The sequence below is a fragment of the Anaeromyxobacter paludicola genome (genome assembly GCF_023169965.1).
GTDB classification, from domain to species: Bacteria; Myxococcota; Myxococcia; order Myxococcales; family Anaeromyxobacteraceae; genus Anaeromyxobacter_B; species Anaeromyxobacter_B paludicola.
This window is the reverse complement of the sequence record NZ_AP025592.1, coordinates 389,478-411,356: the sequence shown is the minus strand read 5'-3', so window position 1 is coordinate 411,356 and position 21,879 is coordinate 389,478. Positions and strand designations below refer to the sequence as shown.

Here is a 21,879-nt window from a genome sequence, read left to right as displayed (position 1 = left end):
CCTACCCTCCCCTCGGACGCACGGTGCGCCGCTCGATGGGCTTCACGTAGCCGCGCCCCTGCACCAGCCGCTTCACGTAGATCGAGGGGACGTGGATCCGGTCGGGATCGAGCCCGCCCACCGGCACGAGCTCCTCCGCCTCGACGACGCAGACCTTCCCGGCGCCGCACATCATCGGGTTGAAGTTGCGCGCCGTCTTGCGGAAGACGAGGTTCCCCCAGGCATCTGCCTTCCAGGCCTTCACGAGGGCGAAGTCGCCGACGATGGCCCGCTCGAGGAGGTACTCGCGGCCGTCGAAGGTCCGGACCTCCTTCCCCTCGGCCACCTGCGTGCCCACCCCGGTGGCGGTGTAGAAGCCGGGGATGCCGGCGCCCCCGGCGCGGAGCCGCTCGGCGAGCGTGCCCTGCGGCACGAGCTCCACCTCGAGCTCGCCGGAGAGGAACTGCCGCTCGAACTCCTTGTTCTCGCCCACGTAGGACGAGACCATCTTCCGCACCTGCCTGGCCTGGAGCAGCACCCCGAGCCCCTGCTCGGTGGTGCCGCAGTTGTTCGAGACGATGGTGAGATCCTTCACGCCCTTGCGGTGGATCGCGGCGATGAGGTTCTCCGGGTTCCCGCAGAGGCCGAAGCCGCCCACGAGCAGCGTGGCGCCGTCGCGGACGTCCGCCACCGCCGCGTCGGCCGACTCGACGAGCTTGTTCACGGCTCACCTCTCGACGACGAGCGCCACCGCCTCCCCGCCGCCGATGCACAGGCTGGCGAGGCCGCGCTTCTTCCCGAGATCCTTCATGGCGTACAGCAGCGTCACCAGGATCCGGGCCCCGGAGGCGCCGATGGGGTGCCCGAGCACCACCGCGCCGCCGCGCACGTTCACGTCCTTCGCGTCGAGGCCGAGGAGCTGGTTGTTGGCGAGCGCCACCACCGCGAAGGCCTCGTTCACCTCCCAGAGCTCGACGTCGCCCGTCGCGAGGCCGGCCCGGGAGAGCGTGGCCTTCACCGCGTCGGCCGGGGCCACGGTGAACTCGGACGGCTTGCGCGCCGCGCCGCCCCAGGCGCGGATCCGCCCCAGCACCTCGCGCCCCTCGCGCGCGGCCCGCTCGGCGCTCATGAGCACCACCGCGGCGGCGCCGTCGTTGATCGAGGAGGCGTTGGCGGCGGTGACGGTGCCGTCCTTCTTGAAGACCGGCTTCAGCCCCGGGATCTTGTCGGGGCGGGCGTTCTTCGGCCCCTCGTCCTCCGAGACCACCACCTTCTCGCCCTTGCGGCCCTCGAGCTCCACCGGCGCGATCTCGGCCCGGAACGCGCCCGCGGCCTGGGCCGCCTGCGCCCGGCGGGTGGACTCGAGCGCGTACGCGTCCTGCGCCGCGCGCCCGAAGCCGTAGGTGGCGGCGCAGCCCTCGGCGCAGAGCCCCATGTGCGTCTGGTCGTAGGCGTCGGTGAGGCCGTCGAGGACCATCCCGTCCACGAGCTCCACGTTGCCCATGCGCGCGCCGGTCCGGAGCTGGCGCGCGTAGTAGGGCGCGTTGCTCATCGACTCCATGCCGCCCGCGACGGCGACGTCGAGCTCGCCGAGCGCGATGGCCCGGGCGGCGGTGATCACCGCCTCGAGCCCGGAGCCGCAGACCTTGTTGAGCGTGACGCAGGGGGTGCGGTCGGGGAGGCCGGCGAAGAGCGCCGCCTGCCGGGCGGGCGCCTGGCCCACGCCGGCCTGGAGCACGTTGCCCATGACCACGAGCCCCACCGCCTCGGGGTCGATCCCGGCGCGCGACACCGCGGCCCGGATCGCCACCGCGCCGAGCCGGGGCGCGGGGACGCTCGCGAGCGTCCCCAGGAAAGAGCCGATCGGCGTCCGCGCCGCGCCGACGATCACCACCTCGCGACCAGCCATGTGCGCACCCCTCGCGATCTGTGCGGCGATCCCCCACCGCCGGTGCGGGAACATAATGGTCCGGTCCGGGCGCCTCAAGGTATAAGACCCCCGCCTCACCAGCCCGGGAGATCCTCCGATGCAGAACCACCGCGCGCCCGCCATCATCGTCCACGGAGGGGCCGGGAACCTCGGCGCCGACGACCCGGCCTCCTCGGGTGCCCCGGACGCCCCGCGCCTCGTCGGGGTGCGCCGCGCCGCCGAGGAGGGGTACCGGATCCTGGCCCAGGGCGGGAGCGCCCTCGTGGCCGTCGAGGCGGCGGTCCGGATCCTGGAGGACGACCCGACCTACAACGCCGGCACCGGCGCCGCCCTCAACGCCGACGGCGACGCGGAGCTCGACGCCGCCATCATGGACGGCGCCACCCTGCGCTGCGGCGCGGTCGCCGCGGTGAAGGACGTGAAGAACCCGGTGTCGCTGGCCCGGCTCGTGATGGAGCGGTCGAGCCACGTGCTCCTCGCCGGGCCCGGCGCCTCGCGCTTCGCGCGCGACGTGGGGATCCCGGCGGTGGAGAACGCCGCCCTCCGCACCGCCGCGCAGCGGGCTCGCTGGGAGGCCTCGGCGAAGCTCGGCGCCCCCGGCACCAAGACCGGCACCGTGGGCGCGGTGGCGCGGGATCGCGCCGGGCACCTCGCCGCCGCCACCTCGACCGGCGGCATGGCGATGAAGCTCCCGGGACGGGTCGGCGACACGCCGCTCATCGGCGCCGGCACCTACGCCGACGACCGGCTCGCCGCCGTCTCGGGCACCGGCCACGGCGAGCGGTTCATCCAGCTCACGGTCGCGCGCCACGCCGCCGACCTCGTCGGCAAGGGCGCCACGGCGGCCGAGGCGGCGCAGCTCGCCATCCACGAGGTCGGGGAGCGGCTCGACGGCGAGGGCGGCCTCATCATCCTCGGCCCGAACGGCCCCGCCGGCTTCGCCTTCAACACCCCGATCATGAGCCGGGCCTACTCCCTGCCCGACGGGACGATCGTCGCGGAGCTGTAGCCGGCGCGCCCCCTCCCCGGCCCTCCCCCGCTGGCGCGGGAGAGGGAGGGCGACGCGTCACCGCGCTCATGCCTCCGCCGCTACTTCTCCCCCTTCTCCGCCATCTGCAGGAAGGGCTTCACGAGCTCGATGGGGAGCGGGAAGAGGATGGTGGAGTTCTTCTCGGTCGCGATCTCGACCAGGGTCTGCATGTAGCGCAGCTGCAGCGCGCCCGGGCTGCGGGTGATGACGTCGGCCGCCTGGCCCAGCTTCTCGGCGGCCTGGAACTCGCCCTCGGCGGCGATGATCTTGGACCGGCGCTCGCGCTCCGCCTCGGCCTGCTTGGCCATGGCCCGGCGCATCTCCTCCGGCAGGTCCACCTGCTTCACCTCGACGGCGGTCACCTTCACGCCCCAGGGCTCGGTGTGCCGGTCGATGATCTCCTGCAGCTGTCGGTTGATCTTCTCGCGCTGCGAGAGGAGGTCGTCCATCTCGAGCTGGCCCAGCACCGAGCGGAGCGTGGTCTGGGCCATCTGGCTCGTGGCGAAGAGGAAGTCGGTCACCTGCAGGAAGGCGCGCTCCGCCTGCAGCACCCGGAAGTAGATGACCGCCGACACCTTCACCGAGACGTTGTCGCGGGTGATGACGTCCTGCGGCGGCACCTGCTCGGCGGTGACGCGCATGTCGATGACGATCATCTTGTCCACGAACGGGACGATCCACTTGAGCCCCGCGGTGCGGAGCCCCACGTAGCGCCCGAGCCGCAGCACCACCCCCTGCTCGTACTCGTTGATGATGCGGAGCCCGGAGACGAACCAGGCGACCACGAGGCCGATGGGGACGAGCAAGCCGAGCGACTGCATGGTGCGCCTCCTGCGAGCGTGAACCTTGGGTGAATCGCTACCGCACCTGTTCTAACCCGTCCGCGCCCGCGTCGGCCACCACCGTGAGGCGCAGCCCGTCCACGGCCACCACCCGGACGCGCGCCCCGCGTGGCAGCGGCGCGGCGGCGAAGGCCCGCCAGTACTCGCCGTGGACGAAGACCTCGCCCCCGCCCGGGCCGACCTCCGAGAGGGCCTCCCCGCGCTCGCCGACGAGCCCCGGCGCCCCGGCCTGGAGCCGCTCGCGCCGCGAGCGGACCACCTTCCAGGCCACGAAGAGCATGAGGCCGCAGACCGCGAGCGGGGTCGGCCAGACCACGAGCGGCGAGAGCGAGAAGGCGGCCGGGTCGAAGCGGTAGTCGGGGGAGCCCTTGTCGATGAAGAGCAGGGTCCCCACCGCCACGCAGGCGACGCCCACCGCGGCGGCCACGCCGTGGTTGGGCGTGTAGGCCTCGAGCACCAGCAGCGCCGCGCCGGCGAGGAGCAGCACCACCGCCCCGGCGTTCACCGGGATCACCCGCGCGGCGAGGAAGGCCAGGAACAGGCAGAAGGCGCCGATCACGCCGGGCACGATCGAGCCCGGGTGGTAGAGCTCGAGCCCGAGACCGAGCATCCCGATGAGCATCAGCATCGCCGCGACGTTCGGGTCGGCGAGGAAGGAGAGCGTGCGCTGGCGCACCGTCTTCTCGAGCGGCTCGAGCGTGGCGCCGCGGGTCTTTAGGACGCGCGGCTTCCCGGCCACCTCCACCCGGCGCCCGTCGGCGAAGGCCACCACCGCGGGCAGGTCGGGCAGGACGGCGTCCACCACCTTCAGCCGGAGCGCCTCCTCGGCGGTGATCGAGACGCTCTGCCGGACCGCCTTCTCGGCCCACTCGGCGTTCCGGCCGCGGGCGAGGGCGATGGAGCGGGCGAAGGCGGCGGTGTCGTTCTCCACCTTCTTCGCCATGTCCTTGCCGGCCTCCTTCTCCACGTCGCCGCCGCCCCCGGTGACCGGGTGGGCCGCGCCGATGTTCGAGGCCGGGTGCATGGCGGCCACCTGCGCCGCGAGCGTGAGGAACACGCCGGCCGAGCCGGCCCGCGCGCCGGCCGGGCCCACCCAGACGGCCACCGGCACCTCGGAGGCGAGCATCGCCTGGACCATCTCCCGCGTGGCCTCGAGCGCGCCGCCCGGCGTGTCGAGCGTGACCGCCACCAGCGCCGCCCCCTCCTGCTTGGCGCGGGCGAGGCCCGCCTCGAGGTACTCGGCCGAGCCGGCGGTGATCGGCTCGGAGAGGGCCAGGGTGACGACGCGCGGCCGCGCCGACTCGGGCGCGGGGGCCGCCGCGGGCGGGGACGCCGCCAGCGCCGCCCCCGCGGCGGCGAGCAGCGCGAACGTGGCGACGCGGGCCCTCCGCATGGCTACCTCCCCGGCGGAACCTTGCCGAACTCCCTCATCACGAGCTTCAGATCCTCCCAGGCCTTCCCCTTCTCCTGGGGGCTGCGCAGCAGGTAGGCGGGGTGGAAGGTGGGCATGAGCTTCACGCCCTCGTAGCTCCGCCACTGGCCGCGCACCTTGCTGATGGGGGTGGGGTCCCGGAGCAGCGTCGCCACCGCGAACTTGCCGAGCGCCACGATCACCTTCGGCCTCACCGCCGCGATCTGGGCCTTGAGAAACGGCTCGCAGGCCTCGATCTCGTCCGGCTCCGGGTTCCGGTTCCCGGGCGGCCGGCACTTCACCACGTTGGCGATGTAGACGTCGCCGCGCGCGAAGCCCATGGCCTCGATCATCTTCGTGAGGAGCTGCCCCGCCTTGCCGACGAAGGGCTCGCCCTGCAGGTCCTCGTCGGCGCCCGGCCCCTCGCCCACGAACATGAGGTCCGCGTCCGGGTTGCCGACGCCGAAGACGAGCCGGGTGCGGGTCGCGCCGAGCTTGCACCGCGCGCACTCGCCGACGTCGCCGCGGATCCCGACCAGCGCCGGCGAGCCGCACCCCTTGTCGGTGAGCGCGTAGGCCGGCGGGGCCAATGGCGCCTGCGGCGCGCCTGCGGACGGAGAGGTCTCCTCCCGAGCACCTCGAGGCGCCCCCTCCCCACCGGGTGGGGAGGGCTGGGGAGGGGCGGCCAGCGGCGTCCGCGGCTGCGCTCGGGGAGCCGCGCCGGCCGCCGCGACGGCAGCCGGCCGGGCGACCGGACGCCCCCTCGGCACCTCGCGCTCGCCGCTCTCCCGCAGCCACTCCAGCTGCCGGAGCGCCTCGAGCGCCAGCTCCGGAAGGCTGTCCCCATCTGGCCTGTTCACCGTGCTCAAGTTCGACCCGTCCTTCTCTTTCCCGCGCGGGGCAGGTGGCGTTGCGGTCGCCAGCGCCCGGCTCCTACAATCGGTACCACATGCGCAGCGCTCGCGTCCTCCGCGCCCTCTCGCTCCTCGCCCTCGCCTCGGTGGCGCTCGCCGTCCTCCTCGCGCCCAGCCCGGCCCTCGCCTGGGGCCCGCTGGCGCACCTCAACTTCTCGGCCCAGGCGCTCGCCAACCTGGCGGTGGCCCAGCCCTCCGTGCGGGGCCTGCTCCAGGACTTCGGGAACGAGTTCCTCTACGGCTCCCTCGCCGCCGACATCGTCGTCGGCAAGAACCTCGCCCGCTACGTCTACCACTGCCACAACTGGCGGGTCGGCTTCAGCGTGCTGAAGCAGGCCCGCGACCCGTCGGAGAAGGCCTTCTCGCTCGGCTTCCTCGCCCACCTCTCGGCCGACACCGTCGCCCACAACTACTTCGTCCCCTACAAGACGGTCTACTCGTTCCACAAGGCGCGCACCCGCCACGCCTACTGGGAGCTCCGCTACGACCAGCGCATGGACCTCGCGCTCTCCCGGCTGGCGCGCCGGGTGTCGGCGCGGCCGTACCGCGGCCACGACGCCTTCCTGAAGCGGGCGCTCGGCCCGGCCTCGGTGCTGCCGTTCGCGGTCTCGAAGAAGCTGTTCGGCTCGCTCCTCGCGAGCGCGCGGACCGAGCGGTTCCAGGAGCTCTCGCGGCTCGCCCTCGCCCCGGAGCGCAGCCTCCTGCTCGAGCCCGACCTGGTCACCGAGACCGACGAGCTCGCCGTGCAGGCGATCCTGGGGCTCCTCGCCGAGGGAGAGCGCTGCCGCGCCGCCACCGCCGACGCCACCGGGGCGAGGAACATCCGGATGGCCCAGGAGCTGCGCAAGCAGCTCAAGCTCCGCGCCGGGCGCCCGGGGCTGCCGCGCTCCGACGCGCACCTCATGGCCGAGGAGACGCGCGAGAGCTTCCGCAAGGCGATCCACGGCAAGCTGGTGCTGCCGCCCAGCCTGGCGAGGCTCGCGGCCTAGACGCCGCTGGCCGCCCCTCCCCCGCCCTCCCCGCCCGGCGGGGAGGGAGCGCCGCTGAGCTCACCCGACCGACCTCTTCCCCTCTCCCGCGGAGCGGGGGAGGGACAGGGAGGGGGCCGTCAGCCCCGCGGCCGCTTCGCGCCGAGCAGCTCGACCGCGCGGTCGAGGATCGCCTCGGCCACCTCGTCCTTCGTGCCCGCCACCTCGCGCGGCGTCCCCGCGGCCTCGACCAGGAGCACGGCGTTCCGGTCGCCGCCGAAGCCGGCGCCGGGCGCGCCCACCTGGTTCGCCACCACCAGGTCGAGCCGCTTGCGCGCGAGCTTGCCGCGGGCGTTCTCGACGAGGTCCTCGGTCTCGGCGGCGAAGCCGACCAGCACCGGCGCCCCGGCCCGCCCCGCGAACCGCTCGCCGGCGGCCAGGAGCGCGTCCGGGGTGCGCGTGAAGACGATCGACTCCTCCCCGTCGCTCTTCTTGAGCTTGCGGTCCGAGGGGCGCTTCGGCCGGTAGTCGGAGACCGCCGCGGCGGCGACGACGAGGTCGGCCGCGTCCACCTCGGCGAGCAGGGCGCGGGCGAGCTCCTCGGCGGCGCCCACCCGCACCACCTTCACGCCGGGCGGCGGCTCGAGCGACACCGGACCCGAGACCAGCACCACCTCGGCGCCACGGCGCCGGGCGGCCCGCGCGATCGCGTAGCCCATCTTGCCGGTGGAGGGGTTGGAGACGAAGCGGACCGGGTCGATGGGCTCGCGGGTCGGCCCGGCGGTCACGACCACCCGGCGCCCCTCGAGGTCGCGCCGCCCGAGCAGCCGCTCCGCCGCGGCGGCGATCTCGGCCGGCTCGGCGAGCCGCCCCTCCCCCACGTCGCCGTCGGCGAGCTCCCCCGCCCCGGGCCCGACGACGTGCCAGCCGCGCGCCCGCAGCGCGGCGAGGTTCTCCTGCACCGCTGCGTTGCCCCACATCCGCGTGTTCATGGCGGGGGCGACGAGCACCGGGCAGGTCATGGCGAGCGCGCTCGTCGTCACCGCGTCGTCGCCCATCCCGGCGCGCAGCCGGGCGATGAGGTCGGCGGTGGCGGGCGCCACCACGAACAGGTCCGCCTGCCGGGCCAGCGCGAGGTGGCCGTACGACCGCTCCTGCTCCGGGTCGAGGAGGTCGGTCGCGACCGTCGCGCCGGAGATGGCCTGGAAGGTGAGCGGCCCCACGAAGCGGGTCGCGGCCGGCGTCATGGCGACGCGCACCCGCCCGCCGCCCTTCACCACCAGGCGCGCCAGCTCGCACGCCTTGTAGGCCGCGATCCCGCCGCCGACGCCCAGCACCACCGTCCGGTCCCGGAAGCTCATGGCGGCATCCTAACCGCCCGGCGCGGCGCCGGGAAACGCGTTCGCGCCGGAGGGCCTCCGGCCCTATCATCACCAGCCGTGAGCCTCGACCTGGAACCGGGCGGCCCCGCGCCCCACGACCCGCCCCCGCCGCCCCCCGAGCCGGAGCGGCGGGCTCCCGGCGTGGCCGGCTTCTTCGTCGCGGTGCTGCTCCTCTACGCCCTCCCGGGCGCGCTGGCCCAGGCGGCGAGCGCCTCGCTGGGGCTCGCCTGGAGCGAGCTCTTCGCCTTCCTGCTCCCGGCGGCGCTGGCCGCGGCGGGCGCCAACCTGCGCCCCGGGCGCCTGCTCGGCCTCGACCGGGCGCCGCCGGTGCCGGCCCTGGTGCTCGCGCTCCTCTGCGGGGTGGCGGGGTTCCTGACCGCCGGGGCGGTGATGGCGCTCACCACGCTCGCGCTGCCGGCCTCCTGGGTGAAGGCCTTCGACCTCACCCCGCTCTTCGGCGGCCCCGCCTGGCACCGGGCCCTGCTCGGCCTCCTCGCGAGCCTGCTCGCGCCGGTCTGCGAGGAGGCGGCCTTCCGCGGCTACGTGCAGCGCACCCTCCTCCTGCGCCTGCGCCCCGCCCCGGCCATCGGCGTCACCGCGGTGCTCTTCGCGGCCATGCACCTCGACCCGGTCCGCTTCCCGGCGCTGGTCGTGCTCGGGCTGCTCTTCGGCTGGCTGGCGTGGCGCGCCGGCTCGATCTGGCCCGCGGTGGCGGCGCACGCCGTCAACAACGCCATCGCCTCGCTGGCGGCGGTGCTCCCGTCGCGCCCCGGCCCCGAGGCGCCGGCGCGGCCGCTCGAGGCCCTGGCGCTCCTTGCCGGCGGGGCGCTCTGGCTCGCTGCCCTGGCCGCCTTCTACGCCCGCCTCACCCCGGCGCCGCCCGCCCCCGCGGAGGCGCTCGCGCCCGCCGACCCGTCGCTCCCCTCGGGCCGCTTCGCGCTCGCGAAGATCCCCTTCCCGCTCCGCCGCGCGGCGGTGCTGGGGCTCGTGCTGCTCGGGCTCCTCGGCGTGCGGGGCGCGGTGCGGTCCGCGCGGCCTACGCCTGCCGCCGGTACACGAAGAGCTTCAGGTATCGCCCCTCGCGGAACTGCGGCGACACCGGGTGATCCGCGGGCTGGCGCCGCTCCTCGATGAGCTGCAGGTCGATGCGGGCCTTGAACGCGGCCTCCTTCACCGCGTCGAAGAACTGCTCCGACGACACGCGGGCGCTGCAGCTCGCGGTCACGAGCAGCCCGCCCGGCGCGAGCACCTGGAGCGCCGCCCGGTTGAGCGAGGCGTAGCCGGCGAGGGCCGCGTCCACCGCGCGCTGGTTCTTCGCGAACGCGGGGGGATCGCACACCACGAGGTCGAACCGCCGCCCCTCGCGCTTGTAGCGCGCCAGGAGCTCGAAGGCGTCCTCGGCGGCGAAGGCGTGGTCGGCCGGGTCGAGGCCGTTGGCGCGGAAGTTGTCGCGCGCGAGGGCGATGGCGTCCTTGTCCACGTCCACCGAGACCACGTGCCCGGCGCCGCCGAGCGCCGCGGCGACCGAGAAGCCGCCGGTGTAGCTGAAGCAGTTGAGCGCCTCGCGCCGGCCCGCGGCCAGCGCGCGCACCAGGGCCCGGTTCTCGCGCTGGTCGAGGAAGGTGCCGGTCTTCTGCCCGCGCCGGACGTCCACCAGCATGAACATCCCGTGCTCGTCGATGACGATCCGCTCCGGCGGCTCCTCGCCCCAGAGCGGCCGGCCGGCCGGCGCGGCGTCGTCCTGCTCCTCGTCGTGCGGGATCTCGTCGCGCCCGTAGATGCCGGCGAGCGGCGCGCCCGCCTCCTCCGCCGCGGCGCGGAGCGCCTCGACGATGTGCGGCCGGTGCGGGGTGAGCCCCGCGGAGTAGAGCTTCAGCACGGCGAACCGGTCGTAGCGATCGGCCACCACGCCGGGGAGGCCGTCGGACTCGCCGTGCACCAGCCGGTACCCGGTGGTGCCGTGGACGAGCTCGCGCCGGAGCGCCGCCGCCCGGAGCACGCGCCGCTTCCAGAACTGGGCGTCGATGGGCTCCGCCGGATCGCGGGTGAGGATCCGGACCGAGATGGCCGAGTGCGGGTCGTAGTAGCCGCGGGCCACGAAGCGCCCCTGCTCCACCACGTCCACGATGGCGCCGGCCGCGAGCTTCCCGGGCGCCTTCTGGACGGCCTTGCGGAACACCCAGGGGTGCCCGGCGCGCAGGTGGCGCGAGAGGTCCTTCTGCAGCTCGAGCTGGGCTTCGCCGTGGATCATCGCTTCGCTCCGGTCCGGGCGCGCTCGGAGCGGGCCCGCGAGAAGTTGCCGATGGTGAGGCCGGGGCGGGCGCGCTTCAGCGCCGCGACCAGGCCGGGGATGCCGAGGGCGGGGCCGCGCCCCCCGCGCGAGCGCGCGAGCCCGAGGTAGAGGTCGGGGTCGATCGCGAGCGGCCGGGTCTGCACCTGGTCCACGCCGGCGTCGCGCACCAGCCGGCAGAGCCGCTCCACCTCGCCCTCCCGGTCGGTCACGCCGGGGAAGGTGAGGAGGTTGAGCGACACCCAGGCGCCCTTCCGCTTCGCGAGCTTCATCGAGCGGATCACGTCGGCGAGCGCGTACCGCGCCGGCCGGTAGTAGGCCGCGTACAGGTCGGGCGAGGCGCTGTTGAGCGAGATCCGGCAGGCGTCGAGCCCGGCGTCGATCACCGCCGCGAGCCCCTCGGTGAGCGAGCCGTTGGTGTTCATGTGGATGGTGCCGCGCCGGGTCGCCGCGCGCATGAGCCGGATGGCGCGGGCGATCTCCTTCCAGCGCAAGAGCGGCTCGCCCTCGCACCCCTGGCCGAAGCTCACCATCACCTTGCCGGTCGCGTGCACGAGGTGGTGGATCCCGACCTCCGCCATCTCCTCGGCGGTGGGGGCCTTGCGGATCCGCTCGTGCGAGGAGGGCGGCATCCCCTCGTCCTGCTCGGAGAGGCAGCCGACGCAGGCGGCGTTGCAGGCCGCCGACGACGGGATGGCCCCCTCGTCGCGGCGGTAGAAGGTGTTCTGGGCGGTGAAGCAGCGGTACTCGAGCGCGCAGCGCGAGAGCTGCGACAGCACCGGGTTGCCCCGGTCCTCGAGCGTGCGCGAGACGAGGTCCGGCAGGTCGGGCGTGGAGTGCCGGGCCGGATCCCAGTGGCGCCGGCGGTCGGTGTGGAGCGCGAAGGCGACCGGGCCGGCCGGGCCGAGCGCGGCGGCGGTGTAGGCCCACTGCGGCAGGACCGGCGGCGCCTCGGCCCCGGCGAGCGGCGAGCGGGCCGCGGCGGGGAGCAGGGTCCGCGTGTACCCGGGCGGCAGCGTGGCGCCGACCGCCACCGGGACGAAGGTCCGCCGGCCCACCTTCACCTCGCGCAATACCGTGAGCTCGCCCGTGTCGGGATCCACCCCGACGGGGAGCCTCCCTGGCAGGGTGCAGAGGGTCGCGCCCTCCGGTAGCGGCAGCGCCCGCTCGCGCGCCAGGCGCAGCTCGTCCCCGCTGCGGACCGCGGCGAGGAGGTGGGGGTGGTCGTAGACGACGCCGCGGGCGTCGGCAAAGAGCAGTCGGTACGCGGGCATGGCGGGCGCGGCCTCTATATCACGGGAACGGGAATCGGGCCGCCCGGGTGCCTGTTCCCTTGGCGACGGCCCGCGGAAGGAACCTGCGGCGGAGCGGGACTTTTCGGAGTAGGAGAACGGTGGAGGACGGCACGAGGATGTTCGACCTGCGACAGACCGACGGCACCCGGCGGGAGTTCGAGCACCTGGCGCTGCAGCACATCGACCCGCTCTTCTCGGCGGCGCTCCGGCTCACCAAGAACGAGCGCGACGCGGAGGACCTGGTCCAGGACACCTTCCTGCGCGCCTACCGCTTCTTCGACAAGTTCGAGCGCGGGACCAACATCAAGGCCTGGCTCTTCAAGATCCTGACCAACACCTTCATCAACCGCTACCGGCGGAACGTGAAGGAGCGGAACATCGTCGAGGGCTCGGAGCGCGAGGCGGTGCACGAGCGGTTCATCTCGCGCGAGGCGACCGAGTACGCCGCCAACCCGGAGCAGTTCTTCTTCGACCGGCTGCTCTCGGACGACGTGCTCCAGGCCGTGGACGCGCTGCCCATCGACTTCCGGATGGTGGTGATCCTCGCCGACCTGCAGGAGTTCTCCTACAAGGAGATCGCCGAGATCCTCGAGATCCCGGTGGGCACGGTGATGAGCCGCCTGTTCCGCGGCCGCCGCCTGCTGCAGAAGTCGCTCGGCAGCTACGCGGTGCTCTCGGGCGTGGTGTCGGCGAAGGCCGCGGGCGAGAGCGTCGACCTCGACGAGTACCGCAAGCGGCGCAAGGCCGAGTCGGCGTAGGGCCCTCCGCGCGAGCGATTCATGGCCGAGATCCGGGAAGCGACCGCCACCATGGACTGCGAGGAGCTCAAGCGCTCCCTCGACGCCTTCGTGGACGGCGAGTTCGAGGAGCGCGAGCGGGCCGAGGTGGAGGCCCACGTCTCCGTCTGCCCGCCGTGCCGCCTCCTCGTCGAGGAGCACGCCCGCTTCCAGTCCGCGCTCCGCTCCAGCCTGCGCTGCTGCCTCGGCGAGGGCTCGGCGGCGGGCCGGGCGCCGGCCGAGCTGCGGCGGCGGATCCTCGAGGCGCTCGAGCACGAGCGGCGCCCGCCCTGGCGCAGGCCGGCGGCGCTCTCCGCCGCCGCGCTCTTCCTCGTGCTCGCGGCCGGCTTCGCGGTCGCCCGCCAGCGCACCACCGAGCTCCGCTCGGATCCCTTCGTGGAGGAGGCGGTGCGGCGGCACGTGCGCGACCTCCCGCTCGAGGTGACCGCCGCCTCCACCGGCGCCGACTCGGTGGCCGGCTGGTTCGCCGGGAAGCTCGACTTCAACCCCGCCCCGCCCCGCTTCCACCGCGCCGGCGTGCGGCTCGTGGGCGCGCGCCTCTCGCACCTGCGCGACTGGCCGGCGGCCTACATGCGCTACGACGCGCCGCGCGGCCGGATCGGCGTCTTCATCCTCGACGATCCCGACGGGCGCTTCACCGGGGCCGGGCAGCTGCGCCACCTCGGCCCGGCCGACGTCTGGCTGGCCCAGACCCGCGGCTACCGCGTGGCGGTCTGGCGCCAGAACGACATCGTCTACTCGGTGGTCTCCGACCTCGACGAGCGCGAGCTGTCGGACCTGGTGGCCGACGCGCAGGCCGTCCACGGCGGCCGCTAGCGCGCCGCCGCCCCGGCCGTCTCCGAGCTTTGACTCCCGCGCGGGCCGGGCGATACTCTTTTGGGGAGACCCATGGCCAAGAGAGTCCTGCTCATCGAGAGCGACACCGCTCACGCCCGCGAGATCTACAAGGCCCTCGAGGCCCACGGTGTCGAGGTCCGGGTCACCGGCGACGGCAAGGAGGGGCTGGAGCTGGCGCAGGAGGAGCGGCCCGACGCCATCGTCCTCTGCGTGGAGCTGCCCCGCGTCTCCGGCTGGTCGGTCTGCCAGAAGCTCAAGAAGGACGCGGCGCTCAAGGACATCGCGGTGGTCCTCACGAGCTCCGAGTCCACCCTCGAGACCTTCGACCAGCACCGCCGGCTGAAGGGGCGCGCCGAGGAGTACCTCCTGAAGCCGTTCCCGATGCAGGCGCTGGTCGAGAAGCTCGCGCCCATCGTCGGGTTCGACCCGGCGGCGCCCGCGGCTCCGGCGCACGCCGAGCAGGAGCTGGTCTCGCTCGACGACGTCGAGTTCGAGCCCACCGGGGCCACCGCCCTCGACGGCGCCAACCCGCTCGCCGGCGGCGACGACGACCTCAAGTTCCTCGACGACGCCTTCGAGCGGCTGGAGGGCGCGGCGCCGCCCGAGGCCGAGGCCGAGGCGGAGGTGGAGGTCGGGCTGGAGCTCCCGCCGGAGGGCACGCCGGGCGAAGCGGCGCTGGGGCCGGAGGCGCCGCTCGACGGCCAGTCCGGTCTCGAGGTGTCGCTCGAGCTCGCGCCGGATCCCTCCCCCGGGCCGGAGCCCGAGCCGGCCGCGGAGGCCGCGCCGCTCGCGGCGGCCCTCGATCCGCTCCCGGCGCCGACCTCCGGCGAGGCACGCGACGCCGAGGTGGCGCGGCTCACCCGCGCCCTGGAGGATTCGGAGGCGGCGCGCCGGGAGCTCGAGGCCAGGCTGGCGCGCGCCGAGGAGCGGGTGCTCCGGGCGGTGGCGCGGCTCCGCCACGACGACGAGGCCCGCGAGCGGGCGCGCAAGGCGCTCGCCATCGCCCAGCAGCTGCTCGGGGCGGAGGCGTCTCAGGCGCCGGCGGCGGAGGAGCCGACGCCCGCGGCGAGCGCCTCGGGGTCCACGCCCAGGTAGCGGAACAGCCGGTGCTGGTGCTGGCGGAGGCCGCGCATCACCACCCGCGGCGAGCCCAGCTCCTCGAGCGCCTGCGCCATCACCGCGACGCCCGCGTCGGCGAACTCGCGGACCCGGCTGAAGTCGAGCACCACGCGGACGTCGCGCGGGAGCGCCGCCAGCCGGCCGCGCACGTCGCGCGCGGAGCGGCCGTCGAAGTTCCCCTCCAGCTCGATGACCAGGCTTCGCTCCACCTCTGCCGCCATCTTCACGCTCCCGGGGCTGCGGGTTGCGGCCGACGATGACGTCGGGAGATGGCGGCGACGTGGCGTCGAGGCGTCATCTCGGCCTCGATCTTGCGCCGTTCTCGCGGCGCCCACCTGCCCCTAGTGCGGGGCCATCGGCGGGGTGGGCTCCGCCTCGTCCTGTCCGGACTGCGAGGCGCGCATCGCGCCGAACGCCGCCGCCAGGGCCATGAGGTTCGCCGGGCTGGTCGCCGCGCGGGCGAGCGACCTGGCGAAGGGGCGCAGCACCGGCCAGAGCCCCCCGCCCAGGATGAAGCCCGCGCCGGCCGCGATCCCGAGCACCGCGAACGGGTTCTCGCGCATGCGCCGCTCGAGCTCGAGCTGCTCCTCGAGCCGCGCCGCCGCCTCCACCAGCTGCTCGCGCAGCGCCTGCACCGCCTTCATGACGTCGGCGGGGTCCATCCCCTCGAGCTGCCCGGAGACGCCCTCGGTTCGCTGTGCCATCGTCCCCCCCCTCAGATCCGCGCGGCGAGCCGGCCGAGCAGGAACCCCAGCCCCGCGGCGCAGCAGATGGCCAGGATCGGCTTCTCGCGCGCGAAGGCGCGCACCACCTCGTCCGCCCGCCCGGCCTGCTCGCGCAGCCCCTCGAGCCGCTCCGCGAGCCGCGCCTGCAGCTCCTGCGCCTCGGCGCGCAGCTCCTCCGCCCTGTCCTCGATCCGGCTGCTCCCGTCGGTTCCCATGCGCGCCCTCTCCCTCCGCCTCGACGCAGGACAAGGTAAGGAGCGCCGCGCTCGCGGGAGAAGGTTCCGTGAAGGGTCCCGCCGTTCAAGGGACGTCCAGGGCGCCCGGCACGGGAGCGGGCGTCCGGGAGCGCGAGGCGACCGGGTCAGGCGCGGGCGCCGCGCCGGCGGGCCGCGCGGCGGCGCCAGGCGGCGGCGAGGTCGGAGAGCTCCTTCACGCCGAGGAGCCGGGCGGCCGCCAGGTAGGCGGCGAGGCCGGCGGCGATCGGGACGAACGCCAGCGCGAGCTGCCGGGCGAGGCCGTGGCCGGCGCCGAGGTGCCCCTCGAGCGCCCGCTCCGCCCCCCACGCCGCCACCGCCAGCGCGCCGGTCGCGCCGAGCACCCGCAGCAGCTGCCGGTAGACCCCGGCGCCGCCGAGCCGGCCGTGGCGCGCCCGCCACGCGATCGCGAGCACGGCGAAGTTCACGGTGGCCGAGAGCGACGTCCCGAGCGCGACGCCGCGGTACCCGAGCACCGGGAAGAGCGCCAGGTTGAGCGCCACGTTGGAGGCCATGCCGAGCACGCTCCCCAGCACCGGCACGCGGGCCTCGTCGAGCGCGTAGAACGCCGGGGCGAACACCTTCACGGCCGAGTAGGCGTAGAGCCCGAGCGCGTAGCAGAGGAGCGCGCCGGCGGTGCCGGCGGTGTCCGACGCGGTGAAGCGCCCGTGCTGGTAGATGAGCGCGACGATGGGGCGCGACAGCACCATGAGCCCCACCGCCGAGGGCACGTTGAGGAAGGCGACGAGCCGCATCGCCGAGCCGAGCGTCTCCTGCACGCCCGCCAGATCGCGCGCCGCGGCGCGCTGGGCGAGCCCGGCGGTCGCGACCGTGGCGATGGCCACGCCGAAGACGCCGAGCGGGAGCTGCATGAGCCGGAAGGCGAAGTTGAGCCAGGTGACCGCCCGCTCCTGGTGCGAGGCGAAGATGGTGTTGACGACGATGTTCACCTGGGTGGCCGAGAGCCCCACCACCGCCGCGCCCATGAGCCGGCCGATACGCCGGACGCCGGGGTCGGCGAGGGCGGCGCGCCCGAGGCGGGGCCGCAGCCGGAAGCCGGCCGCGCGGAGCGACGGGCTCTGGGCGAGGAGCTGCAGGAGCCCGCCCACCAGCGTGCCGAAGCTCCAGCCCACCACCGCCCGCTCCGGCGGCCAGCCGGCCGCCCAGAGCCCGAGCCCCACCGCGATCGACCCCACGTTGAACAGCGCCGGCGCCAGCGCGGGGGCGGTGAACCGGCTCTGGGCGTTGAGCATGCCCATCGAGACCGCCGCCAGCGAGACCAGCAGCAGGAAGGGCATCATCACGCGGGCGAGCTTCGCCGCCAGCGCCGCCTGGGCGGGCGCGTAGCCGGGGGCCATGAGCGCCACCACCTGCGGCGCGAAGAGCATGCCGAGGAGGGTGAGCGAGCCGACCACGGCGAGGACCAGGCCGACCACGGTGTTGGCGAGCCGCCAGGCCTCGGCCTCGCCACGGTGGGCCCGGGTCTCGGCGAAGGTGGGCACGAACGCCGACGAGAGCGCCCCCTCGGCGAAGAGGTCGCGCAGGAGGTTCGGGATGCGGAAGGCGGTGACGAAGGCGTCGGAGAAGGCGTTGGCGCCGACCAGCGCGGCGAAGAGCTGGTCGCGCAGGAGCCCCAGCACCCGGCTCGCCATGGTCGCGGCCGAGAGCCAGAGCGCCTTCTGCATGCGCACCGGCGGCGGCGCCGCGGCGGCCGGCCGCGCCTCCCCGGCCCGGTCCTCGCCCCCGGCGCCCACCTAGTGCCCCTGCCTGGGAAGAAGCACTAGTGCTTGCCCTCCGTGGCGCGGGCGGCCTGCTCCTTCTTCATGAGGAACGCCTTGGCCTGCGACTGGATGGTCTGGGGCACGTTGCGGTCGCGCGAGAGCTCCTTGATGTCCTTCTCCTGGAGCGAGAAGAGCATCTTGAGCGCGGTGGGCAAGGGGACCTTGGGGTTCTTCACCAGCGCGAGCTTGATGGGGTAGGTCCGGAGGAACTCGCGGTTCGTGTAGACGTAGCGGAGCACGTCGGCGTTCACGGTGCGCGAGTTGGCGAGCCCCAGGATCTCGAGGTCGGTGATGCGGGGGCTGGTCGCGGCGGCCATGCACACGAGCTTGTTCGAGTCGCGCAGCAGGATGGTGCGCGCCTCCTTGTTGCCGAGCGTGGCGAGCTTGATCTTCTGGCTCACCGACATCTTGAGGATGCGCTGCGTGATGTTGAGCTTCTCGGCGGCCTTGGCCGGATCCTCGGGCCGGGGCGGTCCGGCCGGCGCGGCCGGCTCCTCCTCCGCGAGCACGTGCCCGTACTCCCCGAGGAGGCCGGTCGCCGTGTCCTGCGGCTCGGCCGCGGCCGGGTCCACGCCGTGCACGCGCCGGTGGGCGGCGACGAGCTGCGGCACGTCGAGGAGCGTGAGCCCGTTGCGGACGCAGAAGTCGCAGGCGCCGTCGACGGTCGAGGCGAGGGCGTTCGGGTTGCGGCAGAGCTGGCGGATGATCTCGTCGTGGCGCAGCAGCCGCAGCTCGTTCTGCCGGACGATCTCGGTGAGCCGCTGCGAGACCTCCGCCGCGAGCCGGGCCACCGTCTCGTCGGAGGTGGCCGGGTTGAGCAGCACCAGCTCGAGCGCCCCCTCGTTGGCGCCCAGCTCCCGGGAGAGCCAGTCGAGCACCGGCCCGGGGAGCCCCTCGGCCCGGAGCGCCACGCCGAAGATCCGGTCGGGCAGCCCCGCCGCGGTCCGGGCGGCCGCCTCGCGCACCCCCGGGTCCTCGTCGAAGGAGAGGAAGAAGAGCATGACCGCGAGGTCGGGCGCGGCCACCGCCGGGACGAGCCCCTTCGCGCCCATCATGCGCAGCGCCGGCGGGGCCTTCGGGTCGACGTGCTTGTGCAGCGGCTTCGGGAGCGCGTCGAGCGGGAGCGGGCAGGTCACCGCCCCTCCCCTGCCCGCTCGGGCAGCTGGCCCAGCGTCACCGGGGAGAGCTCGATGGGCGGCAAGGAGCGCTTGGCCCAGCGGTACCGCAGCTTGCCGAGCCAGCGGTTGAGGAAGCTCGACCGGGGCAGGAACGGGAGCACCGGCCGGCGCCGCCAGCCCATGAGCTCCTTGGCCGCGAGCAGCGTGGTCTCGCCCGGGAACTGCTCGAGGCCGCGCTGCAGCGCCCGCACCGCCCGCTCGCGCTGGCCCAGCGCGAGGTGCGCCCGGGCCTGGTTGAGGTAGAGCTCCGGCTCCGGCCCGGCCACCCGCACCGCCTGGTCGCAGTAGGAGACGCCCAGGTTCGAGTTGCGCTCGACCATCACCAGGGTGACGCCGTACCAGCTCAGCACGTGCGGGTCGTTGGCGGCCCGGCGCCAGGCCCGCTCGAAGGCCGAGTGGGCGCCCTCGACGTCGCGCTCGAAGAAGCGCCGCTTCCCCTCGGCGAGGGCCTCGAGCGCGACCGACAAGGCGGCCGCACGGGAGGTGGCGCCGTTCTCGTTCTCTTCCTCGGTCATCGGTTCCGCTCGTGAATGATGCGCAGTCCGTCGAGGGTCAGGTGCTCGTCCACCTCCGCCACGGCGCGGGAGACCCCCGCCACCAGGACGGCGAGGCCGCCGGTCGCCACCACCCGGGGCGAGAAGCCGAGCTCGGCCGACATCCGCTCGCAGATGCCGTCCACGAGCCCGACGTAGCCGTAGACCAGGCCGCTCTGCATCGAGGCCACGGTGTTCTTCCCGACCACGTGGGCGGGGCGCGTGAACTCCACGCGCGGGAGCTTGGAGGCGTGGCGGAAGAGCGCCTCCATCGAGATGGAGATGCCGGGGCAGATGGCGCCGCCCAGGTACTCGCCCTTCGGGGAGACGGCGTCGAAGGTGGTGGCCGTCCCGAAGTCCACCACGATGAGCCCGGTCCGCCAGCGCTCGTACGCGGCGACCGCGTTCACGATCCGGTCGGCCCCGACCTCGCGCGGGTTGTCGTACAGGATCGGCATGCCGGTCTTCACGCCCGGGCCGACGAACAGCGGCGCCACGCCGAAGTAGTCGCGCGCCACCCGCTCCAGCGTGAACGAGAGGGGCGGCACCACGCTCGACACCGCCACCGCCTTCACCCGGCCGGCGTCGAGGCCGGCGTGGAGGAAGAGCTGCTTGAAGAGGATGCCGTACTCGTCGGAGGTGCGCCCGTGGTGGGTCTCGACGCGCCAGTGCCGCGCGAGCGTCGTCCCGTCGAAGACGCCCAGCACGGTGTTGGTGTTTCCCACGTCGATGGCGAGGAGCACGCGGTGCAGGGTAGCCGCGACCCCCGACCCGGTCAACGCGGTCGCAGCAGCTGCACGTCGCCCGAAAGGACGCGCTCCAGCCCGCCCCCGGTGCGCACCAGGAGCGCCCCCGCGTCGTCGATGTCCTCGGCGGTCCCCACGAGCTCCCGGTCCCCGAGCCGGACCGAGACCTCGCGTCCCAGGGTGTCGGAGAAGTCGCGCCAGGCCGCCCGGATCGGGCCGAAGCCCTCCTCGGCGTGCCGGTCGAGCCACTCCTCCAGCCGCGTCAGCGCGGCGGCGAGGAAGAGCGCGCGCGGCACCGGCTCGCCCCGCGCCTCGGCGAGGCTGGTCGCGATGGGCCGGAGGTCCTCCGGCAGCTCCGCCTCGCGCACGTTCACGTTCACGCCCACACCGAGGACCACCCAGTGGACCCGGTCGGCCTCGGCCTCCATCTCGGTCAGGATCCCGGCGAGCTTGCGGTCCTGGTAGACGAGGTCGTTCGGCCACTTGATCCCGGCCTCGACGCCGGCGTCGCGGACCGCCTGGCAGAGCGCCACCGAGGCGACGAGGGTCAGCTCGGACGCCCGCTGGGGCGGGAGGTCGGGGCGGAGGATGACGGAGAACGCCAGGTTGCGCCCCGCGGCCGAGAACCAGGACCGCCCGCGCCGCCCGCGCCCGGCGGTCTGGGCCTCGGCGACGACCACCTCGCCGTGCTCGGCCCCCTCCTCCGCGAGCTGCTTCGCGACGTCGCTCGTCGAGCCGACCTCCTCGAAGTAGTGCAGCGGCCGGCCGACGTCGTGGGTGTTGAGGAGCGGCCCGACCTCGAGCGGCGAGAGCCGATCGGGGATGGCCACGAGCCGGTAGCCCCGGGCGGCGACGGCGTCGATCCGGTAGCCGCGCTCGCGCAGGCTCTCGACGTGCTTCCAGACCGCCGCCCGCGACAGGCCGAGCTTGCCGCTCATCGCCTCGCCGGAGACGAAGGCGTCGCCCGCCTCGGCCAGGAACGAGAGGACGAGCTCCTCGCTGCCGGCCTGGGCGGTCCTCTCCATGGCTCACACCTCGAAGGAGATGTCGACGGCGGCCGCGCTGTGCGTCAGCGCGCCCATGGAGACGAAGTCTACTCCCGTGGCGGCGACCCGGGGCAGCCGCTCCAGGGTCATGTTGCCGCTCGCCTCGAGCAGCACCCGTCCGGCGGCCCGCCGGACCGCCTCGGCCATGTCGGCGTCGGACATGTTGTCGAGGAGCACGATGTCGGCGCCGGCCCGGATGGCCTCCTCGAGCCCCGGCAGGTCCTCCACCTCCACCTCGACCTTGAGCAGCGCGCTCCCGTGAGCCCGGGCCCGCTTCACCGCCTCGGCGACCCCGCCGCAGGCCGCCAGGTGGTTGTCCTTGATGAGGATCCCGTCGCCGAGCGAGATGCGGTGGTTCACGCCGCCGCCCGCCCGGACCGCCTCCTTCTCGAGGCGGCGCCACCCGGGGGTGGTCTTCCGGGTGTCGAGGAGGCGGGTCTTGCCCCCGCCCTGCGCGAGCGCGTTGGCCGCGGTGCGGGTGGCGGTGGCGATCCCCGAGAGCCGCTGGAGGAAGTTGAGGGCGGTGCGCTCGGCGGCGAGGAGCGCGCGCACGCTGCCGCGCGCCCTGCCGAACACCTTGCCCCGGGTGAGGTGCGCGCCGTCGGCGGCGTCGAAGGCGCACTCCGCCCCGAGCCGCTCGAAGACGCGCGCCGCCACGGCGGTGCCGGCCAGCACCAGCTCCGACTTGGCGAGGAACGACCCCTCCCCCCGCGCGGCGGCGTCGATGGTCGCCTCGCTGGTCACGTCGCCGAGGACGAGGTCCTCGTCGAGGGCCAGCGAGAGCAGGCGCTCCACGTGCGAGGAGAGGGGCGGCATGGCCTG

At 74.6% G+C, this 21,879-nt stretch carries 23 protein-coding genes; 6 read left to right on the top strand and 17 right to left on the bottom strand.

Annotated features, from left to right (window positions below):
* Position 1: 1 nt before the first annotated feature.
* Positions 2–703, bottom strand: a complete 702-nt coding sequence (locus AMPC_RS01895; RefSeq protein WP_248343856.1) for a CoA transferase subunit A — start codon at positions 701–703, stop codon at positions 2–4.
* 3 nt (positions 704–706) lie between these two features.
* The gene (locus AMPC_RS01890; protein ID WP_248343855.1) at positions 707–1,888 is read right to left on the bottom strand and encodes an acetyl-CoA C-acyltransferase; all 1,182 of its coding nucleotides are present in this window, start codon (positions 1,886–1,888) and stop codon (positions 707–709) included.
* 118 nt (positions 1,889–2,006) lie between these two features.
* Here AMPC_RS01890 and AMPC_RS01885 point away from each other — a divergent pair, with 118 nt between their 5' ends.
* A complete protein-coding gene (locus AMPC_RS01885) occupies positions 2,007–2,918 on the top strand; it encodes an isoaspartyl peptidase/L-asparaginase family protein (RefSeq protein WP_248343854.1) in 912 nt (303 codons plus the stop codon).
* A gap of 80 nt (positions 2,919–2,998) precedes the next feature.
* Here the strand turns inward: AMPC_RS01885 and AMPC_RS01880 are convergent, their stop codons facing one another.
* From AMPC_RS01880 to AMPC_RS01870, 3 genes are read right to left on the bottom strand one after another with little or no spacing between them, the layout of a single operon-like run.
* The gene (locus AMPC_RS01880) at positions 2,999–3,760 is read right to left on the bottom strand and encodes a slipin family protein (RefSeq protein WP_248343853.1); all 762 of its coding nucleotides are present in this window, start codon (positions 3,758–3,760) and stop codon (positions 2,999–3,001) included.
* Positions 3,761–3,797: 37 nt separating this feature from the next.
* Positions 3,798–5,174, bottom strand: a complete 1,377-nt coding sequence (locus AMPC_RS01875) for an NfeD family protein (protein ID WP_248343852.1) — start codon at positions 5,172–5,174, stop codon at positions 3,798–3,800.
* A gap of 2 nt (positions 5,175–5,176) precedes the next feature.
* A complete protein-coding gene (locus AMPC_RS01870) occupies positions 5,177–5,782 on the bottom strand; it encodes a uracil-DNA glycosylase (RefSeq protein ID WP_318654310.1) in 606 nt (201 codons plus the stop codon).
* Between the two features lie 359 nt (positions 5,783–6,141).
* On the opposite strand from AMPC_RS01870, the gene AMPC_RS01865 reads away from it, so the two are divergent.
* Positions 6,142–7,095, top strand: a complete 954-nt coding sequence (locus tag AMPC_RS01865; protein ID WP_248343851.1) for a zinc dependent phospholipase C family protein — start codon at positions 6,142–6,144, stop codon at positions 7,093–7,095.
* Between the two features lie 119 nt (positions 7,096–7,214).
* Here the strand turns inward: AMPC_RS01865 and coaBC are convergent, their stop codons facing one another.
* Positions 7,215–8,435, bottom strand: a complete 1,221-nt coding sequence (gene coaBC, locus AMPC_RS01860) for a bifunctional phosphopantothenoylcysteine decarboxylase/phosphopantothenate--cysteine ligase CoaBC (protein WP_248343850.1) — start codon at positions 8,433–8,435, stop codon at positions 7,215–7,217.
* A gap of 78 nt (positions 8,436–8,513) precedes the next feature.
* Between coaBC and AMPC_RS01855 the strand changes: the two genes are divergently transcribed.
* On the top strand, positions 8,514–9,590 hold the full coding sequence (locus AMPC_RS01855; RefSeq protein ID WP_248343849.1) for a type II CAAX endopeptidase family protein: 1,077 nt from the start codon (positions 8,514–8,516) through the stop codon (positions 9,588–9,590).
* Here AMPC_RS01855 and AMPC_RS01850 read toward each other — a convergent pair.
* Positions 9,493–10,707 (bottom strand): class I SAM-dependent rRNA methyltransferase, encoded by a 1,215-nt coding sequence (locus AMPC_RS01850; RefSeq protein WP_248343848.1) that lies wholly within the window; start codon positions 10,705–10,707, stop codon positions 9,493–9,495. The two genes, AMPC_RS01855 and AMPC_RS01850, sit on opposite strands and share 98 nt — an antisense overlap.
* Positions 10,704–12,020, bottom strand: a complete 1,317-nt coding sequence (locus AMPC_RS01845) for a radical SAM protein (RefSeq protein ID WP_248343847.1) — start codon at positions 12,018–12,020, stop codon at positions 10,704–10,706. Before AMPC_RS01845 ends, AMPC_RS01850 begins: the two co-directional genes overlap by 4 nt.
* Positions 12,021–12,157: 137 nt before the next feature.
* On the opposite strand from AMPC_RS01845, the gene AMPC_RS01840 reads away from it, so the two are divergent.
* From AMPC_RS01840 to AMPC_RS01830, 3 genes are all read left to right on the top strand, one after another.
* Positions 12,158–12,799: a sigma-70 family RNA polymerase sigma factor gene (locus AMPC_RS01840; RefSeq protein WP_248343846.1), complete on the top strand. Its 642-nt coding sequence runs from the start codon at positions 12,158–12,160 to the stop codon at positions 12,797–12,799.
* Between the two features lie 21 nt (positions 12,800–12,820).
* On the top strand, positions 12,821–13,654 hold the full coding sequence (locus AMPC_RS01835; RefSeq protein ID WP_248343845.1) for an anti-sigma factor family protein: 834 nt from the start codon (positions 12,821–12,823) through the stop codon (positions 13,652–13,654).
* A gap of 72 nt (positions 13,655–13,726) precedes the next feature.
* A complete protein-coding gene (locus AMPC_RS01830) occupies positions 13,727–14,770 on the top strand; it encodes a response regulator transcription factor (protein ID WP_248343844.1) in 1,044 nt (347 codons plus the stop codon).
* Here AMPC_RS01830 and AMPC_RS01825 read toward each other — a convergent pair.
* The 9 genes from AMPC_RS01825 to nadC form a co-directional block, all read right to left on the bottom strand.
* Entirely contained in the window at positions 14,707–15,003 is a 297-nt protein-coding gene (locus AMPC_RS01825; protein WP_248343843.1) for an STAS domain-containing protein, read from the bottom strand. The genes AMPC_RS01830 and AMPC_RS01825 overlap by 64 nt on opposite strands.
* 132 nt (positions 15,004–15,135) lie before the next feature.
* Positions 15,136–15,498: a hypothetical protein gene (locus tag AMPC_RS01820; RefSeq protein ID WP_248343842.1), complete on the bottom strand. Its 363-nt coding sequence runs from the start codon at positions 15,496–15,498 to the stop codon at positions 15,136–15,138.
* An 11-nt stretch (positions 15,499–15,509) separates the two neighbouring features.
* A complete protein-coding gene (locus AMPC_RS01815; RefSeq protein ID WP_248343841.1) occupies positions 15,510–15,734 on the bottom strand; it encodes a hypothetical protein in 225 nt (74 codons plus the stop codon).
* 146 nt (positions 15,735–15,880) lie between these two features.
* Positions 15,881–17,527, bottom strand: coding sequence for a murein biosynthesis integral membrane protein MurJ (murJ, locus tag AMPC_RS01810; RefSeq protein WP_248343840.1), 1,647 nt, complete (start codon positions 17,525–17,527; stop codon positions 15,881–15,883).
* A gap of 26 nt (positions 17,528–17,553) precedes the next feature.
* Positions 17,554–18,690: a hypothetical protein gene (locus AMPC_RS01805; protein ID WP_248343839.1), complete on the bottom strand. Its 1,137-nt coding sequence runs from the start codon at positions 18,688–18,690 to the stop codon at positions 17,554–17,556.
* Positions 18,687–19,247 carry a tetratricopeptide repeat protein gene (locus tag AMPC_RS01800; RefSeq protein ID WP_248343838.1) on the bottom strand — a complete coding sequence of 187 codons (561 nt, stop codon included), beginning with the start codon at positions 19,245–19,247 and terminating at the stop codon, positions 18,687–18,689. Before AMPC_RS01800 ends, AMPC_RS01805 begins: the two co-directional genes overlap by 4 nt.
* On the bottom strand, positions 19,244–20,008 hold the full coding sequence (locus AMPC_RS01795) for a type III pantothenate kinase (protein WP_248343837.1): 765 nt from the start codon (positions 20,006–20,008) through the stop codon (positions 19,244–19,246). The genes AMPC_RS01800 and AMPC_RS01795 overlap by 4 nt, the downstream gene beginning before the upstream one ends.
* A gap of 32 nt (positions 20,009–20,040) precedes the next feature.
* On the bottom strand, positions 20,041–21,036 hold the full coding sequence (locus AMPC_RS01790; RefSeq protein WP_248343836.1) for a biotin--[acetyl-CoA-carboxylase] ligase: 996 nt from the start codon (positions 21,034–21,036) through the stop codon (positions 20,041–20,043).
* Between the two features lie 3 nt (positions 21,037–21,039).
* Positions 21,040–21,873: a carboxylating nicotinate-nucleotide diphosphorylase gene (nadC, locus tag AMPC_RS01785; RefSeq protein WP_248343835.1), complete on the bottom strand. Its 834-nt coding sequence runs from the start codon at positions 21,871–21,873 to the stop codon at positions 21,040–21,042.
* Positions 21,874–21,879: the final 6 nt, after the last annotated feature.

Excerpts from the sequence above, each read along its gene's own strand:
- AMPC_RS01890 (WP_248343855.1), bottom strand. The coding sequence starts at position 1,888 with ATGGCTGGTCGCGAGGTGGTGATCGTCGGCGCGGCGCGGACGCCGATC.
- AMPC_RS01885 (WP_248343854.1), top strand. The coding sequence starts at position 2,007 with ATGCAGAACCACCGCGCGCCCGCCATCATCGTCCACGGAGGGGCCGGG.
- AMPC_RS01880 (WP_248343853.1), bottom strand. The coding sequence starts at position 3,760 with ATGCAGTCGCTCGGCTTGCTCGTCCCCATCGGCCTCGTGGTCGCCTGG.
- AMPC_RS01875 (WP_248343852.1), bottom strand. The coding sequence starts at position 5,174 with ATGCGGAGGGCCCGCGTCGCCACGTTCGCGCTGCTCGCCGCCGCGGGG.
- AMPC_RS01865 (WP_248343851.1), top strand. The coding sequence starts at position 6,142 with ATGCGCAGCGCTCGCGTCCTCCGCGCCCTCTCGCTCCTCGCCCTCGCC.
- coaBC (WP_248343850.1), bottom strand. The coding sequence starts at position 8,435 with ATGAGCTTCCGGGACCGGACGGTGGTGCTGGGCGTCGGCGGCGGGATC.
- AMPC_RS01850 (WP_248343848.1), bottom strand. The coding sequence starts at position 10,707 with ATGATCCACGGCGAAGCCCAGCTCGAGCTGCAGAAGGACCTCTCGCGC.
- AMPC_RS01845 (WP_248343847.1), bottom strand. The coding sequence starts at position 12,020 with ATGCCCGCGTACCGACTGCTCTTTGCCGACGCCCGCGGCGTCGTCTAC.
- AMPC_RS01840 (WP_248343846.1), top strand. The coding sequence starts at position 12,158 with ATGTTCGACCTGCGACAGACCGACGGCACCCGGCGGGAGTTCGAGCAC.
- AMPC_RS01835 (WP_248343845.1), top strand. The coding sequence starts at position 12,821 with ATGGCCGAGATCCGGGAAGCGACCGCCACCATGGACTGCGAGGAGCTC.
- AMPC_RS01830 (WP_248343844.1), top strand. The coding sequence starts at position 13,727 with ATGGCCAAGAGAGTCCTGCTCATCGAGAGCGACACCGCTCACGCCCGC.
- AMPC_RS01820 (WP_248343842.1), bottom strand. The coding sequence starts at position 15,498 with ATGGCACAGCGAACCGAGGGCGTCTCCGGGCAGCTCGAGGGGATGGAC.
- AMPC_RS01815 (WP_248343841.1), bottom strand. The coding sequence starts at position 15,734 with ATGGGAACCGACGGGAGCAGCCGGATCGAGGACAGGGCGGAGGAGCTG.
- AMPC_RS01800 (WP_248343838.1), bottom strand. The coding sequence starts at position 19,247 with ATGACCGAGGAAGAGAACGAGAACGGCGCCACCTCCCGTGCGGCCGCC.
- AMPC_RS01790 (WP_248343836.1), bottom strand. The coding sequence starts at position 21,036 with ATGGAGAGGACCGCCCAGGCCGGCAGCGAGGAGCTCGTCCTCTCGTTC.
- nadC (WP_248343835.1), bottom strand. The coding sequence starts at position 21,873 with ATGCCGCCCCTCTCCTCGCACGTGGAGCGCCTGCTCTCGCTGGCCCTC.